Origin of the sequence: Bradyrhizobium quebecense, assembly GCF_013373795.3 — a bacterium.
Lineage (GTDB): Bacteria > Pseudomonadota > Alphaproteobacteria > Rhizobiales > Xanthobacteraceae > Bradyrhizobium > Bradyrhizobium quebecense.
On sequence record NZ_CP088022.1, the window covers coordinates 1636440 to 1653001 of the forward strand.

17 protein-coding genes are annotated in these 16562 nt (G+C 61.8%); 16 read left to right on the plus strand and 1 reads right to left on the minus strand.

The window, feature by feature from the left end; translation table 11 throughout:
* Positions 1-6: 6 nt before the first annotated feature.
* On the minus strand, positions 7-1581 hold the full coding sequence (locus HU230_RS07490; RefSeq protein WP_176532238.1) for a coiled-coil domain-containing protein: 1575 nt from the start codon (positions 1579-1581) through the stop codon (positions 7-9).
* A gap of 937 nt (positions 1582-2518) precedes the next feature.
* Here HU230_RS07490 and HU230_RS07495 point away from each other — a divergent pair.
* The 16 genes from HU230_RS07495 to HU230_RS07570 all read left to right on the plus strand — a co-directional run bounded on the left by HU230_RS07495 (position 2519) and on the right by HU230_RS07570 (position 16434).
* A complete protein-coding gene (locus HU230_RS07495) occupies positions 2519-2734 on the plus strand; it encodes a Flp family type IVb pilin (RefSeq protein ID WP_176532237.1) in 216 nt (71 codons plus the stop codon).
* Between the two features lie 92 nt (positions 2735-2826).
* Positions 2827-3042 (plus strand): hypothetical protein, encoded by a 216-nt coding sequence (locus tag HU230_RS07500; RefSeq protein ID WP_176532236.1) that lies wholly within the window; start codon positions 2827-2829, stop codon positions 3040-3042.
* A gap of 68 nt (positions 3043-3110) precedes the next feature.
* Entirely contained in the window at positions 3111-3617 is a 507-nt protein-coding gene (locus HU230_RS07505; protein ID WP_176532235.1) for an A24 family peptidase, read from the plus strand.
* A gap of 31 nt (positions 3618-3648) precedes the next feature.
* Positions 3649-4584: a Flp pilus assembly protein CpaB gene (gene cpaB / locus HU230_RS07510; protein ID WP_224924352.1), complete on the plus strand. Its 936-nt coding sequence runs from the start codon at positions 3649-3651 to the stop codon at positions 4582-4584.
* Positions 4584-5786, plus strand: coding sequence for a CpaE/TadZ family protein (locus HU230_RS07515; protein WP_176532233.1), 1203 nt, complete (start codon positions 4584-4586; stop codon positions 5784-5786). The genes cpaB and HU230_RS07515 overlap by 1 nt, the downstream gene beginning before the upstream one ends.
* Positions 5783-7228, plus strand: coding sequence for a TadA family conjugal transfer-associated ATPase (locus HU230_RS07520; RefSeq protein ID WP_176532232.1), 1446 nt, complete (start codon positions 5783-5785; stop codon positions 7226-7228). The genes HU230_RS07515 and HU230_RS07520 overlap by 4 nt, the downstream gene beginning before the upstream one ends.
* Complete coding sequence (locus HU230_RS07525; RefSeq protein WP_176532231.1) at positions 7228-8154, plus strand: type II secretion system F family protein; 927 nt, start codon at positions 7228-7230, stop codon at positions 8152-8154. Before HU230_RS07520 ends, HU230_RS07525 begins: the two co-directional genes overlap by 1 nt.
* The gene (locus tag HU230_RS07530; RefSeq protein WP_234633855.1) at positions 8124-9056 is read left to right on the plus strand and encodes a type II secretion system F family protein; all 933 of its coding nucleotides are present in this window, start codon (positions 8124-8126) and stop codon (positions 9054-9056) included. The genes HU230_RS07525 and HU230_RS07530 overlap by 31 nt, the downstream gene beginning before the upstream one ends.
* Before the next feature lie 18 nt (positions 9057-9074).
* Positions 9075-9713, plus strand: a complete 639-nt coding sequence (locus tag HU230_RS07535) for a methyltransferase family protein (protein WP_224924353.1) — start codon at positions 9075-9077, stop codon at positions 9711-9713.
* A gap of 6 nt (positions 9714-9719) precedes the next feature.
* Entirely contained in the window at positions 9720-10193 is a 474-nt protein-coding gene (locus HU230_RS07540) for a hypothetical protein (RefSeq protein WP_176532228.1), read from the plus strand.
* An 8-nt stretch (positions 10194-10201) separates the two neighbouring features.
* The gene (locus HU230_RS07545) at positions 10202-11518 is read left to right on the plus strand and encodes a pilus assembly protein TadG-related protein (RefSeq protein WP_176532227.1); all 1317 of its coding nucleotides are present in this window, start codon (positions 10202-10204) and stop codon (positions 11516-11518) included.
* Positions 11518-11928, plus strand: coding sequence for a TadE/TadG family type IV pilus assembly protein (locus HU230_RS07550; RefSeq protein WP_224943078.1), 411 nt, complete (start codon positions 11518-11520; stop codon positions 11926-11928). The genes HU230_RS07545 and HU230_RS07550 overlap by 1 nt, the downstream gene beginning before the upstream one ends.
* A gap of 413 nt (positions 11929-12341) precedes the next feature.
* The gene (locus HU230_RS07555; protein ID WP_176532225.1) at positions 12342-14000 is read left to right on the plus strand and encodes a type II and III secretion system protein family protein; all 1659 of its coding nucleotides are present in this window, start codon (positions 12342-12344) and stop codon (positions 13998-14000) included.
* A gap of 12 nt (positions 14001-14012) precedes the next feature.
* Complete coding sequence (locus tag HU230_RS07560; protein WP_176532224.1) at positions 14013-14417, plus strand: hypothetical protein; 405 nt, start codon at positions 14013-14015, stop codon at positions 14415-14417.
* A gap of 114 nt (positions 14418-14531) precedes the next feature.
* Positions 14532-15080, plus strand: coding sequence for a tetratricopeptide repeat protein (locus tag HU230_RS07565; RefSeq protein ID WP_210284266.1), 549 nt, complete (start codon positions 14532-14534; stop codon positions 15078-15080).
* 118 nt (positions 15081-15198) lie between these two features.
* Positions 15199-16434 (plus strand): glycosyltransferase family 87 protein, encoded by a 1236-nt coding sequence (locus tag HU230_RS07570; RefSeq protein ID WP_234633856.1) that lies wholly within the window; start codon positions 15199-15201, stop codon positions 16432-16434.
* Positions 16435-16562: the final 128 nt, after the last annotated feature.

The following is a 16562-nucleotide window of genomic DNA, read 5'->3' on the forward strand; positions in this document are numbered from 1 at the left end:
ACTAGACTAATGCAACGCGACAGATCGATCCTTGGCCTGCTGGATGCCACCGGCAAGCGCCTTTGCGTATAGCTCGCGCGCCTTCGTCACGTCGCCGCGTGTTCCGTAGGTCTTCCATCTGGAAAGAACGAGGGGATCATATGTCTCCGCGAGCATGAAGCTCGCCTGTGCGCTGCCCGTCTCGACGGCGTGTTCGAGCACGATCCGCGCGGCACCGATATCCCCTTGGCCGAGCAGGGCGCTGGCGCGCGCCAGCAACCTGGCCGCGTCCGGACCGCCTTGCGCCTCAGCGACCGCTGGCTGCTCTGTCGCAACCGCCTCCGCGGCCTGAGTTAGCGTGGGCTCGCGGCCGGCCTCGGCCCGGTCGCGCTCCTTCTTCGGAGACGGCCACAGCACGGCCGTCGCGCTCTTGGCGACCTTGTTCGCCTGCGCTGCCTCGTCACCGGCCTTGCTTGACGGCGTAAGCTGGGTGTCGAGATCCCGCCGGGCCCTCGCAAGCTCGCCCCTCAGCGCCTCGGCCCTGTCGTGTTCCTTGTGCAGAGACTGTCGCAGCTCCGCCGTGACGCTCTCGGCGGCCCTCTTCGCCTGCACCGCCTCGTCACTGGCCTTGCTTGAGAGTGCCAGTTGGGTCTCGAGATCCCGCCGCACCTTCGCAAGCTCGCCCGCCAGCGCCTCGGCCCTGTCGTGTTCCTTCTGCAGAGACTGTCGCAGCGACGCCATCCCACTGTCCGCCGCCTGACTGAGCTGCGTCGCCTGATCGCGCGCCTTGTTCGCCTGCGCTACCCGCATCTCAATGATCTGCTGCGCCTTCGCCAGTTCATTTGCTAGGGCCTCTGCGCGGCGCCGCTCCTTTTCAGAAGGCTGTTGTTCTTCCGGCCGCATTGCCTCCGCACCTTGCTTGCCCGGCGCAGTATCCCGCGGTGCCTGTGAGATCGCCCGGTCGGCTTGCTGATGAAGAGCTGGATCCCGCGCCGATGAATCAGCTTTTTGCAGGTCCTCTCTTGCGGCCTGGGTCTCTTGCTTGACCGCCTCCACGCCAGCTGTGCCAGGCCTCACGTTATCCTGCTCCACAATGTATCGCGTCACGTAGGCGACGAGCTCGGGGTGGAAATACCAGCCGACGAGCGATGCCCCGACCATCACTGCGGCGATCGAGGAGAAGGCAAACCACCGCCGCGCGGCCGGTCCGCGCTCCTGTTTGCTCCGCGCGGCCTGCGCTTCAACCCGGACGCCGGTGACAGGGTCCGCGTTCGTAACCAGACGAGTTAATTCCGCCACCCTCGCGCGTTCGGCGAGGCCCGAGGGGAAACAAAAGGAGCGGGGCCCTGGCGACGCTGGGGGGGCGATTGATCCAGTTTCCTTTGGCGGGATGAATTCATCCTGCAGAAAAAATTCATCACCTTCTTCGGGAAGGTGCATTGTTAGCCAATGCGTCGCCGTGATCTCGCTTGGCTCGCCATTTTCCTTAATCCACCCGCGCCCCTCAGCTGACCACTGAGCAGATTCAAAGCTTCCGCTTACGTCATCCTCGAGAATGACGAATGTCCCATCCTTTGGAGCGGTGTCGATCACGCGGCGCATGAAAAAGACGCCTATTCGAAGCGGCTATCCAATTTTTAAGAACGACTTCTCGAATACGCAGACCCTACTCCACCCCATCAAAGGCCTCAAGAAGATAGGTCATTTAGGTGCCTGTTCTGGAGGCGAAACTCGCTGCAGAGCGCGAGGGGCCGGAGACTTCGGTTGTGGTCCGACCGCGGATGGCGTGGCCCGCATCCGACCTACCAGGCTGCGCGCGCCACGGCGGTCGGCCGAAACTCTTCCGCCACAGGGCCGTTCTCAGGCAGCTGAAGAATAGTTCTTGTCAAACCCCGTACTTTTGCGGGTCAATTTAACTCCCGTGCCGCCAAAGCAGATCACCGCTTATGCGCGTGGACGCGGAGCAGGTTCAAGCAAGAACAATGTCCTTGCCAGAGCGAAACCTCCAGATCCAAACGCTCCATGCGCAGCTGCTCGACGAAGAGCGCAACAGGCTACCGGCCGCACCGGCCGACGCGGGCAAGCCGCCGCTGGCGGTCACGCAGTGGCGACAATCCAACCCGGAGAGCTGTGGCCGGCTCGGAGGGGATTCGGGGACCTGTTACTGAGACGAGGGCGCAAACCTGCGAACGACAGTCGGCGGGTGCTTGTGGAACCGGATTGTGACGCCGTCACTCCAAGGAGTCGTTCGCGCGACAACTTGTCCGGTGCGCCCTTTGGATGCCGTCACCGTATTCGCACGGAGCGGCTAGAACGAAATGTCGAGAAATGCAGAAAACCCTATAATTTAAGGTGTTTCGTGCATTGCCATCGAAGCGTCGCGCCCGCGGAGAGGCGTCAGCGACTACGCCGGTAGGGTTAATAAACGATTACCAATCGACAGATTTATCGCGACGCATTATAAGAAAATCCTAGTTGGCATCGGATTTGCCCCCGCCAACATATTGCGTAAATTTACTCGTAAAAGGGATATTTTCCTATGCTGAAGCTTTACATCCAGACCACCGAAGCCTTCAAGCGTCTCCGCTCGGACAACGACGGCGTTGTGTCGTTTGAATACGTGATCGTCGCCGCTTGCATCGTCGCCGCCGTTTCGGCCGCGTTCGGTACGGGTACCGCCAGCGGCATCGGCTCGGTTCTGAGCGCCTCGATCACCACGATCGCCGGCAAGGTCGCCACCGCAGTCTCCGCTTAACTCCGGATGTTTGAATGCTGTTGGCAGATCCCGTCTGCCAACAGCGGTCAACCGGATTGCGATGTGTGCAAGCCTTAAGGAGGCTTTCTCCTATGTTGCAGTCGTACATCAAGATCACCGAAGGGTTGAGGCACCTGCGCACGGACAAGGACGGCGTTGTGTCGTTCGAGTACGTGATCGTCGCCGCCTGTATCGTCGCCGCCGTTTCGGCCGCGTTCGGTACGGGTACCGCCAGTGGCATCGGCAGTGTTCTGCTCGCCTCGATCACTTCGATCGGCACCGCGGTTTCCAACGCGGTTAGCGCTTAAGCCCAGAGTACGGGCTCCGGAGGGGGGCATTATTTTGTGCCCCCCGCCTTTTCTGAGGCGTTTATTTCATGAATTGGATTGCGTCCACGACCTCGTGTCTGGAAATCGCATTGTTGTTGTATGTCGCAACGATCGATATCGCGACACGGTTGATCCGAAACGAAATTTGTCTGGCGCTGGCGCTCCTTGGGATCGTCGGCCAATTGGCCAGTCCGATGCAGATCGGCCAGTCGCTGATCGTTGCCGCAATCCTGTTCCTGGCGCTTTTCGTGATCTATCTGCGGGGAGCGATCGGCGGGGGCGACGTCAAGTTGCTGGTTGCCCTGGCGATCGGTCTGCCGCTGACCGGCGTGATTGAACTGTTGACGGCAACTGCACTGGCCGGCGGCGTTCTGGCCGCGGTGCATCTGATGATGCGTCGTTTGCCACAACCGAAGCTGGCGCCCGCCGGATCGTCGCTGGTGCGCCGGGTCTACGTGGTCGAGCGCTGGCGTCATTTGCGACATGCACCGCTGCCCTACGGGGTCGCCATCGCATGCGGCGGTATCTGGGCTATTTTGAGCAAAGGATTTTGACATGTCGTCCGCTCTCCGCGTCTCGATCATCATGGTGCTGCTGCTTGCGGCTACGGCGCTCGGGCTCATCGCCTATAGCCTGAACCGGCCGAACGATCCGGTTGTTGCCGAGGTGGTCGCGGAAAAGCCGCAGCCCGCAGCTGCGACCGTCGGCTACTTCGTTACGACACGTCCGCTGTCGAAGGGGACATTGGCGCGGGACGAGGATTTCGCCGTACGCCAGGCGGCCCCGAATCGTGTCCCCGCGGGCGCGATCCTCGAAACGCCTGACACCAAAGCCGGGCTGCCCGGTTCGCTGGTTCGCAAGTACGTCGACGCCGGCAGCGCCATTACCCTGGAAGACATCCTGCGTCCGAAGGATCGCGGTTTCCTTGCCAGCGTCCTGGCGCCGGACAGCCGCGCCATCAGCATCAAGGTTGATGAGGAGACTGGCGTCTCAGGTCTGATCAGGCCGGGCGACAATGTCGACGTGGTGTTGACCCAGGTGTTCGAGAAGGGGGCTCCAGTGCGGCGGGCCGTCAGCGAAACCGTTCTGTCCAACGTGCGCGTCATCGCGATCGACCAGGAGATTGCCCAAGGCGGTCGCTCCGTCAGCAATGCCGTCGCAGGGAAGACGGCGCAAACCGTCTCGCTGGAGCTCAAGCCGGAACAGGTCAAGAGGGTCGCCGTTGCAAAGCAGCTTGGAACGCTCTCGTTCGTCGTCCGCGCTGCGGCCGAGCAATGGGACAAGGCTGACACAGGTGCGACATCCAGCTGCGATGTGTCTCCGGAGCTGGCGCGCCAAAGTGCAGTTGCCGGCCAGAGCACGACGGTCGCGATCTATACCGGCAGCGAGGTCAAGCAGTACTCGGTCAGGAAGCAGGATCTCGACGACGACGCCCTGGCGAACTGCGACGGCTCGCAGGCGGCCGACCGTCAGACGACAGCAGTGGTGGGTGAGGCGAGCAAGGGGTCGGAGAAACGTTGATGAGTGCGAACATGGCTGTGATGGAAACACCCGAAGAAACGACGTCCCTTGTTGCGCGTAACCGGATCGTCTGCTTCGTCAACGACGAGCTCAGCGCTGCGGCCCTTCGCAAGGGTCTCGACGGCTGCAACCTGGTGATCCGGCGTGGCACCATTCGTCATGCGACACGCATGCTCGAGACCGACACCGATCTGTACGCGCTGGTGACCGATATCAGCGGGATGGATGATCCGTTCACTGAACTGGAGCGTCTGGCCAGCGTCTGCCCGCCCGATGTCAAGGTGTGTCTGATCGGCGACAACCGGGAAATCACCTTCTACCGCGAACTGATGGAGATCGGCCTTACCGAGTATCTTCCGACGCCGATCACAAGGGATATTGTGCTGGACCAGCTCCGGCCGAAGCTGCTTGGCGACGTCGCGCCGGCACACAATGACCGTGGCGGGCACGTGGTGTCGATCTGCGGCGCGCAGGGCGGCGCCGGAGCGACCAGCATCGCAATCAACCTCGCAATGCAACTGGCCGAAACCACCAAGGCGAAGGTGGCGCTGCTCGACCTGCATCTGCAGGGCGGCGAGACCGCGGTGATGCTCGGTGTTCGCCCCGGACCCGGCCTCCGCATCGCGCTTGAAAACCCGATGCGAGCCGACACGCTGTTCCTCGAGCGGGCAGCGATCGAGGTGAACGATCGGGTTGTCCTGATTTCCGGCGATGAGGAGCTTGATGCCAAGCTCGACATTACGGAAGCGGGCGTGCGGCACGTGCTGGGCCTGCTCCGTCAGCGGTTCAACTACGTCGTTGTCGACGTGCCGGTGCCGTTCCCGGCATCGATCTATCCGGTCATCCAGATGTCCCGTCATGTGCTGGTGCTGCTGGAGGCCGAAGTGACGGGTCTGCGCAATGCCCACGCACTTCGCAACGCCGTCACCAACATCGCCGGCAAGGATCGGGTCTTTACCTTGCTCAATCGCGCCGACCGCGCCGGCGGCCTGCCCAGGGCGACGATCGTCAAGGCCCTTGGCGCAGAGCCGGACATGATCATCCCCGATCTCGGCAAGGGAATGACCCAGGCGGTCAACCTCGGCATTCCGGCGCTGAAGCACGTATCCGGGCTTCGGCGTCACCTTGCCCCGATCGTACGGGAAATCACCGGCGTCGGTGCCAAGAAAAAGGCCGCGTGGAAGAGGTGGCTCGGGCTATGAAAAAGTTCGGCAGGCGCGCAGACGAAATGCCGGTGCGGATGCACGGAGCGGTGCTGGTCACGCCGTCGGCGGTACCAAGCGCGCAACCGGTCCCGCCGGCCTTCCCGCCGGAGGAATCAAGCGTGGCGCCATCGGCGTCCAGCCTGTTCGTATCGGCGCCCAGGTATGACGAGCCCTCCACGCATCATCCGGTGATGTCGGCGTCACTCCGTGAACGGGTGATCGAGCAGATCGAGCCGTCGGTGGCCACGACGGTCTCCCGCGACGTCCTGCGGCGGCAGATCGAGGAAATCATCCACGGCATCGCCAACCAGGAGCGGCTGGAGCTGTCGGGCCGCGAGCAGCTCTTCCTGGCGGAGGAAATCGCCGACGACATGACCGGCTACGGGCCGCTGCGTCCGCTGCTGCTCGACCAGACGATCAACGACATCATGATCAATGGGCCGAACAACGTCTATGTCGAGCGGGCCGGCAAGCTCGAGCGGGTCGCGGTCCGGTTTCGCGACAATGACCACATCGCTTCCGTCGCACAGAAGATTGCCTCGCAGGTCGGCCGACGTGTCGACGAGTCCAGCCCAATGGTGGACTGCCGTCTGCCTGACGGCAGCCGCGTCAACATCATCCTGCCGCCGCTGGCGATCCATAGCCCCTGCATCTCGATCCGAAAATTTCCGAACCGGCGTCTGAACATCGCCGGGATGATCGAAAACGGCTCGATGACGCCCGCGCTTGGACAGTTGCTGGAGATCGCCTCCCGCTGCCGGCTCAATGTCTTGGTCTCCGGCGGCACCGGTTCCGGCAAGACGACGCTGCTGAATGCCTTGAGCCAGTTCATCGACAACAGCGAGCGCATCGTCACGATCGAGGACGCGGCGGAGCTGCAGCTTCAGCAGCCGCATGTGATCAGCCTGGAGACCCGGCCCCCGAGCCTCGAAGGCAGCGGACAGGTGACGCAACGCGATCTCCTGTGGAACGCGCTGCGTATGCGGCCGGACCGCATCGTCGTGGGCGAGGTGCGCGGCGCCGAGGCATTCGACATGCTGCAGGCGATGAACACCGGCCATGATGGATCGATCTCCACCGTGCACGCCAACAGCACCCGCGACGCTCTGACCCGCGTGGAGAACATGGTGCAGATGGGGCAGGTCAACCTGCCGTCGCGCGCAATCCGATCGCAGATCGTCGCCGCGCTGGATCTCATTGTGCAGGTCGAGCGCATGCGGGACGGCCAGCGCCGCATCATACAGATCAGCGAGGTGATCGGCCTCGAGGGCGAAGTGATCACCACCAACGACATCGCGCTGTTCGAGTACAAGGAAGAGGACGTTCACGGGCGGATATCGGGCACCTACCGCTCCACCAACGCGGTCCCGAAATTCAAGAGCCGCCTCGTCTATTACGGTCTCGATCGGGCCTGGGCAGATGCGATGAGGCAGATCTGATGTCGACGCCCTTGATGATCGTCCTGCTGCTTCTGCTGTGTGCTGGGGCAAACACCCTTTGGCTCGACTCACGACAGAGGCGAATGGATCGCCAGCTCGAGATTGCCTTGCCGACGGCTGAAGCGGCGACCCTGGTGTCCATCCGTCGTGCGGCGAAGACGTCGCGTTGGCATGTGTTCCATCGCCTCGCCAACTACCGTCCCGACGCGGTGTACATGCTGCGCCCGATTTACGTGCTGCTCGCAGGGGGAATGGCAGGGGCGGCAATCATCTATGTCAACGCGTTCCTGAAGTTTCCGGGCCTCTATGGGGGCATTGCCGCCGTAGGCGTCGCCATCCTGGTCGTGCGCGGGCTGTTCGGATGGCAGCGACACCGCTTTGCAAATCAACTCTTCCAGCAACTTCCAGACGCGGTTCAGCTGGTGACGAGTACTGTCCGGTCCGGATTGCCCGTCCACGAGGCATTTCGCACCATCGCCCGCGAGATGCCGCAACCGACATCCGGGCAGTTTGCCATCGTCTGCAGCGAACTGAATACGGGCCGGTCGCCCGAGGAGGCTGTGGAAGCCGTCTACCAGCGAACGCAGGTGCCCGAGTATGCGATGTTTGCGGTGACCCTCGCGGTGCAATTGAAGACGGGCGGCAGCCTGGCGGAAACGCTGCAAACGCTGGGCGAGACCGTGAGCCAGCGGGTTGCGCTGGCGGCCCGTGCGAAGGCCTTGGCGGGAGAGGTGATCTTTTCATCGCGTGCGCTCACCGGCGCGCCGCTCGTTATCGGCGGGCTGCTTTACATGATCAATCCGCGGTCGATCGATCTGCTGTTGTTCGATCCGCAAGGCAACGTGCTTCTCGCTTATGCGGCTTGCTCGGTCCTGATCGGGCATTTCGTGATCCGTTGGATGGTCAGAAGGGAAACCACCCTATGACGGCTGTTCTCGGTTTTGCCACTCTTGCCGTTGCACTCGCGGCTGCGACCTTCCTGCTGATCATTCGCGAGATGCATCTCCGCGCGCTAAACACGCGTGTCTCGAATGCCGTGCTGGGCATCTCCGATCGATCGAACTCGAGGGACCTGATCGGTTGGCTTTCGTCGGTCGGCACGCGCTACAGGCGTTTCTACGCCGAGGAAAATCTCGACCAACTGAAGATGGTTCTTCAGTCGGCTGGGTTCAATCGCTATCGAACCCTGCCGATCTGGATCGGCTTCAAGACGGTCAGCACATTTGTATTGCCGATCGCAGCTTTCGCTATTGCGCAGATTCTTGGACGACCGTTCACCGACGTGATGATCTTCACGCTGATTGGCGTGGCGTTTGGAATCATGGTTCCGCGTCTGATCTTGCTGGTCGTGAAGCGACGCTTCGATGCGGCGATCCGGCTCGGCACGCCCGACACCATCGATCTGCTTGTCGTTTGCAGCGAAGCCGGCATGGGCCTGGAGAGCGCGATTGAGCGTGTGGCGGAGGAGATGCGGGAGTCCAATCCCGCCATCAGCCACGTGCTGCGCGATCTTCTCGATGATCTGCGGATCCTGCCGAACCGTGCCGACGCCTTCGAGAAGCTCGCTGCCACGTCGGAGGGCCTCCGTCGCTTTGGCACCATGGTCAGTCAAAGCCTGCAATATGGCACGCCGCTGAGCCAGGCCCTGCGCAGCATCGCAGTCGACTTGCGCCGGGAACGCATCACCAAGCTCGAGGAGCGCGCGCACAAATTGGGCGCCAAGCTCACCGTTCCGATGGTGTTGTTTTTGCTTCCGGCGATGTTCGTCATTCTGGGCGGAAGCCCGTTCCTTCATCTGATTCGTACATTCGCCGACCTGGGTAAGTAAGCCATGAGTGCAAGTGCAATGAGCCTTTCGACGAACCTGGCCTACGATCGGCTCACCCGAATGCTGGGCAGCGCGTGGTTCCTCCTGTTGGCGCTTGCCGTGTCATTCAAGCTCGCCACCCCGGCGGGGGAGCCGTGGCCATCGCTCGTGTCGAACTTCTTTGTCGCGGTGTTTTACCTGATGCTGGCGCTCCTGATCCTGATCCGGGGGCCTGCAAAGGCGCAGGCCGAAGGACTGCTGCCAAGGATCGCCGCGTTCGTCGGCACATACTGGCCGTGGACGATCACGTTTTTCGAGAAGACCGAAGGCACATTGCCGAATCTGTTGTCCACGGCTTTCGTGCTGACCGGCATGATCATGATCCTCGTCACTGTCCGCCATCTCGGACGGTCGTTCAGCCTGGTGCCGCAGGCGCGTTCGGTGGTGCAGACCGGGCCGTACCGGTGGATCAAGCACCCGCTCTATCTGTCGGAAGAAATCGTGTTCGTCGGCGTTGTGTTGCAGCATCTGAGCTGGATGACCGTCGCCTTGCTGTTCCTGCATATCTGCATCCAGGTCTGGCGAATTCATTACGAAGAAGACGTGCTTCGGCGCACTCTTCCTGAATATTCCAGCTACGAGGCCTCGCGCTGGAGACTGATTCCCTATGTCTGGTAAGTCGCCATGCAGAACTGGAAAAGCAGTGTGAGCGGCAAGCGTTCTCTGATTGCGGATCAGCGCGGCGCCGTCGCGTTCGAGATGCTGTTCGTCTTCCTTTTCCTGTTCCTGGCTATTCTGCTGCCGCTTGCCGACCTGGCGGTGGCCGGCTTTCAATACATTCAGGCGTCGGCGGCGCTGCGCGGGTTCGGGCAATTGATCCAGTATTCCCCACCGGGCGACGTCACGAACGCGTCGGCTTGGGCATCGGCGGCGCTCGCCAAGGCCGATCCCCGTTATCCGATTCCCAGCATCACGCTGATCTGCGGCGACAGCAATGCCGTCTGCTCTTCATCGAACTCAGATCCGTCCCAGCCTAAATACTACGTGTATTCAACGACGATCACGTTCGCGCCGATGGTGTTGAGGTCGGCAATTTGCACCAGCACCAATACCAATCCTTGTTCGTTCACGCTGACCTATTCGGAGCGGTTTCAATGAGGTGTTCCATGCGTGACATGCTCCATTGCCGTCGAGGTTCGGCCGCGTTTGCAACCGTTCTCGCGTTGATCCCGTTGATCGGAATGATGGCACTCGGCGGCGAGGCCGGGTCGTGGTACGCCATCCAGCAGCGCGCCCAGGGCGCGGCTGATGCGGCGGCCTATTCGGGGGCCCTGCGGATGGTCTGCGACATCGCGCAGCAACCTGGCGTCACCTGCAACAATTCACAAACATACGATTACCGCGGCAAGCAGGCCGCAGCTCAGAATACGTTCTGCAATTCCGGCGACACCAGCTATCCCGGCTCCAAATGCGTGCCGGTAAGCGGTATCACGCAGAGCGTCCAGATCGCTTCCCTGACGTCGTGGAACGGGACCGCTGGAACTTACGTTCAGGCCACTGTCAGCCAGCAGCAGCCGGCACGTTTGGCTCAGCTGCTCGGCATGTCGACGGTCAATATCGCTGCGATGGCGGTCGCCAAACTTGATAGTTTGTCGAAGCCCCCATGCGTTCTGGCAATCACGAGCACTGTCACCTTCCAGGGTGCCGCTACCGTCAACTCGCCGACCTGCGGTATTTCGTCGAACAGCCCTGCGTCAAACGCGATCGGATTCATTGGCAATGCAGGCCTCTCGGTGAATGCACCGAGCTACACGGTCGGCGGCTGCTCCCAGACCGGTGGAAGCCAATGCACGGGCGTGCAAACCTATCAGCAGCCGATCCCCGATCCACTCAGCGCGGTAGCGACGGCGATTGGAGCGTTGAAGCTGTCGGCTTTTTCGAAAGGGGCGTGCAGCTCGACACCCACATCGTATGAGACGGGCTCCTGTTACAATGCGGGCAACAGCGTGAGTTTATCCGGCACGTTGAGTGGCACGTACTATTTTACGGGGAACGTCAAGATCAACGGCAGTCCAACCATAACAGGGACGGCCACGCTGATTTTTTTCGGAGGAGGATCGCTCACCATCACCGGCAACCCGACGATCAAATTGACGGCGATGGCGTCCCCCGCGGGGCCGTTGTCGGCAACGGTGCTGGCTCTGATGAGGAAACTTCTTATCTATGATGACGAGGCCTATTCGAACAAAGGCGTCAACATCAGCGGCACCTCCGCCAGCTATTTCGATGGCACGGTTTATATCCCAAATGCTCCCGTCACGTATGGCGGCAACAGCTCTGGTGCGCCCAGTTCCGGCTGCTACCAGGTCATAGCCTACGCGGTGTCGTTTACCGGCAGTACGACGCTGGACAACTCCGGATGCGTTGGCGGGACCGGATCGGCAGCAGAACCCAACGTTCAAACCGTGCGTTTGGTGCAGTGATGAGAAAGCTCGACCAGCGCGGGGCGGCGGCTTTCGAGTTTTGTCTCGTTGCCTTGCCCTTGTTCACCCTGATCTTCGCCATCTTTGATTTCGGGCGCTACACGATCACGATGCAGTCGTTGCGCATCCTCGCCGATGCTGCCGCTCGAGCGAACATGATCACCTGCTATTCGCCCGCTGTGCTGGCGTCCAATTCACCGTCCACCTGTACCGGAGACTATTTGACGACCGCACAGAAGCAGACGACTGCGCCCTTCCTGTATGGCGCCGGTCTCACGCCGACGGTGACCACGACTGCGGGGACCTCTGCGCTGACGGTGACCGTGTCCCTGACAGGCTTCGCCCCGCTGATGCCGATATGGGGCACGTCCCTAAACTCGCCGAGCGCATCGACCCAGATTCCCTTCTGAGCAGACCCGAATCGTTTGCGGGCTGATTGGGCCTGTCCGGAGCCCGGCGGCCGGCGGGGCTGCGCCGGCAGGTCGGACATACCCCAACCGGGCTATGGAAGTGGTGCGCGCTGGCAACATCGGGGAGTTTTCTCAGGCATCGGCGCAGCCCGGCGGGGCTCTTTCCTTGCAATCAAGGCGCGCGGCGGGGGATGATCGGAAGCCGCCATTTGCGGCCCGGCGGGTGGGGATGAGCTCGGACTGAGCTGCGTTTTTGGTTCGGTTCGGCACGCCGGGGAATAAGAATTCGCAAGTAACTATTTGTAGTCGGACAGACTGTAAGCTCTACGGCGTGATGGACGAACTGGAGTGATCGGGACGCCGAGGCCGTAGGTTTACGGGAATCGCTGCGGAAATGCGGCGAAGGGGATGGCATGATGGGAAGTCGCGTTTCGGATGGTGCGGGACGTAGGCTGGTCGCCTTCAGCGCGATGGCGCTTGGCGTTGCGGTCACCCTGTTTCATTCCACCGATCCTGCAGCCGCCGCGGAGCGGCGGGCTCCGTCTTCCAGCGGCGTCTTCGTCAGCGAGATGAGCGACGTCCAGCGCGTCAGGGTGACCATCAACAAGTCGCGGACCTTCAGGGTCGACACTGCGTTTTCCTCGATCGTCGCGGGTTCGCCCGATATCGCCGACGTGAAGTCGCTGAGCGACCACCTGATCTACGTCCAGGGCAAGAAGACCGGCACCACCAACGTCATCCTGTTCGACAGCTCGATGAAGCAGATCGGCATCCTCGATGTCGAGGTGAGCCTCGATATCGGCAATCTGCAGCAGAACATCCAGGAGGGCACCGGTACCCGAGGCATTCGGGTGTCGGCATCCCAAGGCCAGGTGGTGCTGAGCGGCTTGGCTGCCGATGCGGTCGTCGCGGAGCGCGCGATGACGATTGCCAAGGGCAGCGTTCCCGAGGGCGGTATCGTGGTCAATGCGATGAGCGTTGCGGCACCGCAGCAGGTGATGCTCGAGGTGCGCTTCCTCGAGGTCAACCGGCAGGCGGGGCGTGACCTCGGCGTGAACCTTATGGCGGCCAACGCCAATGGAACCAATATCGGCCTTTCGGGGGCGGGCGGCGTCGTAGCCGCTGGCCGAAATCCCATTGGCGGTATCAATAACAACAATGGCGCCTTTGGTGCCGGGGGCGGTCCAGTCGGTGCCGCTCCCACAGGCAGTCTTCCTGTACTCGGAACGATAGGAACGCTTGTCGGTGCTGCCGGCGGCGTATCTCCGGCTCCGTTCGGAAGCCTGTTGACCAGCATCTTGAGGACCAGCAACGGCAGTTCGGTGGACCTCCTGATTACTGCCCTGGAAACAAAAGGGCTGGCGCGTCGGCTCGCGGAGCCGAATCTGACCACGCTCTCCGGTGATGCCGCGCGCTTCCTGGCCGGCGGCGAATTTCCGGTGCCGGTCCCGACCCAATCGACGAATGGCTTTCCGACCGTGTCGATCGAGTACAAGAAGTTCGGCGTCGAGCTGGCCTTCGTGCCGACCGTGCTCTCGCGCGGCTTGATCAATCTCCGCGTCGAGCCCTCGGTCAGCGAACTCGACTTCACCAATACGGTCACGATTCAGGGCACCAGCGTTCCGTCGCTGACCCGCCGCGACGCGCGCACCACGGTCGAGTTGCGCGACGGCCAGAGCTTTGCCATCGCCGGCCTGTTGCAGACAAAAAACCAGCAGGACATTTCGCAACTGCCCTGGATCGGCTCGGTGCCGGTGCTTGGAGCCTTGTTCAGCAGCAAGTCCTACCAGCAGCAGGAAACCGACCTGGTCATCATCGTGACGCCGCGCCTCGTCGCGCCGGCGGCGCCCGGCCAGCAACTGGCATCGCCACTCGATTCACGCCTGCCGGCTAACGATGTCGATTTCTTCCTCAACGGCCAAATGGAAGTTCGCAAGCGTTACAACGACTACGTCAATTCCGGCGGCGACGTGAAGGGGCCCTATGGCCACATCATCGCGCCCGATGCGGTCGTGCGCGCTCCACCACCGGCGGTCGTTGTCGACCAGCCGGTCGTGAAAACCCTGAACTAGAGGAGGCGAGAGATGACTGTCCGATATCTGGCTCTGCTCGCCCCCGTGCTGCTCGGCGGCTGCTACGGCGTCTACGGGCATGACGAGATGGACCGCTACGTCCAGCGTTCCGACACCATCACGATGAGCGCCGGCAATGCCAAAGAGGTCAACGCCGTCACCCACACGATCCACCCATGGCCGGCCTATGTCGGCGATCGCCGGATCGCGTATGACGCGCGGCGGACGGGCGAAGCCGTGAGGCGCTACGGCACTACGTCGCGGCCGGTCGACCAGCTTCCCGACATAAGCGCTCCGACTACGGCGATGGGCCAGGCCCCGCCTGTCACGACAATTCAGAATGTCAACACGACCGGATTGGGAGCAGGGACCGGAGGATCGGTGGCCGTCGGGGTAGGAGGAGGAGGGGGCAGATAACGAGCTGAAGACTGGGTTCTGGCGCTGACAGTGTCGGATCGCGCCGTCTGTTTTTTGTTAGGTAGTTTTACGATGGGTTTTCGAATGACGCAGGGAAGTCGCTGGAGCTGGAACATGGGACGAGGATTACGGCGTCTCATTCCGGCGCTCGCCTGCTGCTGGCTGGCCGCGGGCCTCGCGGCCTGTGACTACACGACGCGCGAGGCCGCGATCGTCGCACCGGTGGATCCGCCGGGCGGCGATCCCGTGCAGGAGCCGACCGACGTCAAATACTATCCCTCCGACGAGCCGGTGCGGATGGGGCTCGAGCAGTACAACCGCGGCAACTACGGAATCTCCCAGCGCTATTTCAAGGATGCGGTCGAGAAGGCGCCCAAGGACGTCACGGCCTGGGTCGGGCTTGCGGCGAGCTATGACAAGTTGCGCCGGTTCGATCTTGCCGATCAGGCCTACGCGCAGGCGATCCGGATTGGCGGCGAGACCGTCCAGATCCTGAACGACCAGGGCTATTCCCTCATGCTGCGCGGCAATCTGAACGGCGCGCGGCGCAAATTCGAGAAGGCGTATTCGCTCGATCCGGGCAACCCCGTCATCGCCAACAATCTCGAGCTTCTCAACGGCAGCCGGAAGTTCATCGAAAGGCCGCCGAACAATCAGCCGTAGGCCGCCCTCTCGACCAAGCTCATTGAATCAACGGGATGCCGCAGGAACCGTCCTCAAAGTCTGCAGGGCTCTCCGTTAACTAACGGACCCCCAATCCGTTGCCGCGCCAGAAAGCGCAATGGTAGATTGCGCTTTTGACGAGATCGCGCGATTTTTCATGACCTGGGTTATTTCGCACGAGGACGGCGAGGATCGAGGGCAGGCGATTGCCTGTCTCATCCTGCTCAGCATGACGATACTGGCTTTGGCCCTGATGTTTATCAGTGGAGCCGGTCATCCAGGCATCGACTTCTCATGTTTTTGGGCCGCCGGCTCCATGGCTCTAAAGGGCCATGCTGCGACCGCCTATGATTGGGGCCAACTGCGTCAGATGCTCGTTCAGATGCAGCCGGCGGATCATGCGCCGTATTCCTACGATCAAATGCCGGTTCCGTTCTTCTATCCTCCGGTGTTTTTTCTGGTTCTGGCGCCCTTGGCGCTGTTGCCCTTTACAGCTGCCTTCTGGATCTGGAGCGCGGCAAAGCTGTTTTGCTGGCTGTTGGTGGTCTACTCCATTCGGCCGCGTTCAGGCGCACTGCTGCTGGCATTGGCGGCACCGCCCGTCGTCTACGATTTTCTTTCCGGCCAAAGCTCGCTGCTTGCGGCAGCGCTGCTGGGTGGCGCCCTGCTGCTATTGGACAGGCGCCCGATCATCAGTGGTTTCTTGATCGCGCTTCTCATCTTCAAGCCTCAATATGGCATTCTTCTCCCCTTCGTACTGATCGCCACTGGACGTTGGAGCGTTGTCATAACGGCCTCCCTGATGGCGTCCGCTCTGCTGCTGCTGTCCGGGACCATCTTCGGCTGGGATACGTTCACGGGATTTCGTGAAGCAGCGACCTTCGCGACGACGCAGTTCCATCTCACCGGCGCGCTGCCGTGGTACAAGTTGCAGAGCATCTATGGCCTGTTTCGCCTTGCCGGCTTTGGCTACGGGGTGGCCATGTCACTGCAGATCCTTGTCGCGTCGGCCAGCGCGGCCTGGGTGCTGATCACGTGGCGGCGCGATGTAAGCTTCGCCGTCAAGGCCGCCTGCCTGCTTGCGGCAACGCCTCTGATTTCTCCTTACTTCGCCATCTACGATATGCAGATCCTGCTGATCGCGTTGGTGTTCCTCATGAGCGATGACCGGATCGCTCCGCCATCAAGGCGATCCTTCCGATTCGGCGTCGGTATTATATTTGCGCTGGGATATGCCTTCCCTGTCGCGCTTGTGCCGGTAGGTCCATTCATGTGCGCCACACTGATCGCGGTCATCTGGATGAGATTGCGGCAGCTCGACGCTAGCGGGACAATTCCGGTTCGTGTCTCCTGATCCGGATCGGGTCGTCAACGGCCATTCAGCCGCGCTCGCCCCGTCTCCGCAACCCTGACCGGCTCCGACGGCACGAGCGCTACCGTCATGTCGTTGGCGAGTCCAAAAGGGAGGCTTGACAACAAGCC

Bases quoted from the DNA above. Each gene is read 5' to 3' on its own strand.
- HU230_RS07550 (WP_224943078.1), top strand. From the start codon at position 11,518: ATGAGAAAGCTCGACCAGCGCGGGGCGGCGGCTTTCGAGTTTTGTCTC.
- HU230_RS07495 (WP_176532237.1), top strand. From the start codon at position 2,519: ATGCTGAAGCTTTACATCCAGACCACCGAAGCCTTCAAGCGTCTCCGC.
- HU230_RS07490 (WP_176532238.1), bottom strand. From the start codon at position 1,581: ATGCGCCGCGTGATCGACACCGCTCCAAAGGATGGGACATTCGTCATT.
- HU230_RS07545 (WP_176532227.1), top strand. From the start codon at position 10,202: ATGCGTGACATGCTCCATTGCCGTCGAGGTTCGGCCGCGTTTGCAACC.
- cpaB (WP_224924352.1), top strand. From the start codon at position 3,649: ATGGTGCTGCTGCTTGCGGCTACGGCGCTCGGGCTCATCGCCTATAGC.
- HU230_RS07560 (WP_176532224.1), top strand. From the start codon at position 14,013: ATGACTGTCCGATATCTGGCTCTGCTCGCCCCCGTGCTGCTCGGCGGC.
- HU230_RS07500 (WP_176532236.1), top strand. From the start codon at position 2,827: ATGTTGCAGTCGTACATCAAGATCACCGAAGGGTTGAGGCACCTGCGC.
- HU230_RS07570 (WP_234633856.1), top strand. From the start codon at position 15,199: ATGGTAGATTGCGCTTTTGACGAGATCGCGCGATTTTTCATGACCTGG.
- HU230_RS07525 (WP_176532231.1), top strand. From the start codon at position 7,228: ATGTCGACGCCCTTGATGATCGTCCTGCTGCTTCTGCTGTGTGCTGGG.
- HU230_RS07520 (WP_176532232.1), top strand. From the start codon at position 5,783: ATGAAAAAGTTCGGCAGGCGCGCAGACGAAATGCCGGTGCGGATGCAC.
- HU230_RS07535 (WP_224924353.1), top strand. From the start codon at position 9,075: ATGAGCCTTTCGACGAACCTGGCCTACGATCGGCTCACCCGAATGCTG.
- HU230_RS07540 (WP_176532228.1), top strand. From the start codon at position 9,720: ATGCAGAACTGGAAAAGCAGTGTGAGCGGCAAGCGTTCTCTGATTGCG.
- HU230_RS07515 (WP_176532233.1), top strand. From the start codon at position 4,584: ATGAGTGCGAACATGGCTGTGATGGAAACACCCGAAGAAACGACGTCC.
- HU230_RS07555 (WP_176532225.1), top strand. From the start codon at position 12,342: ATGATGGGAAGTCGCGTTTCGGATGGTGCGGGACGTAGGCTGGTCGCC.
- HU230_RS07505 (WP_176532235.1), top strand. From the start codon at position 3,111: ATGAATTGGATTGCGTCCACGACCTCGTGTCTGGAAATCGCATTGTTG.
- HU230_RS07565 (WP_210284266.1), top strand. From the start codon at position 14,532: ATGGGACGAGGATTACGGCGTCTCATTCCGGCGCTCGCCTGCTGCTGG.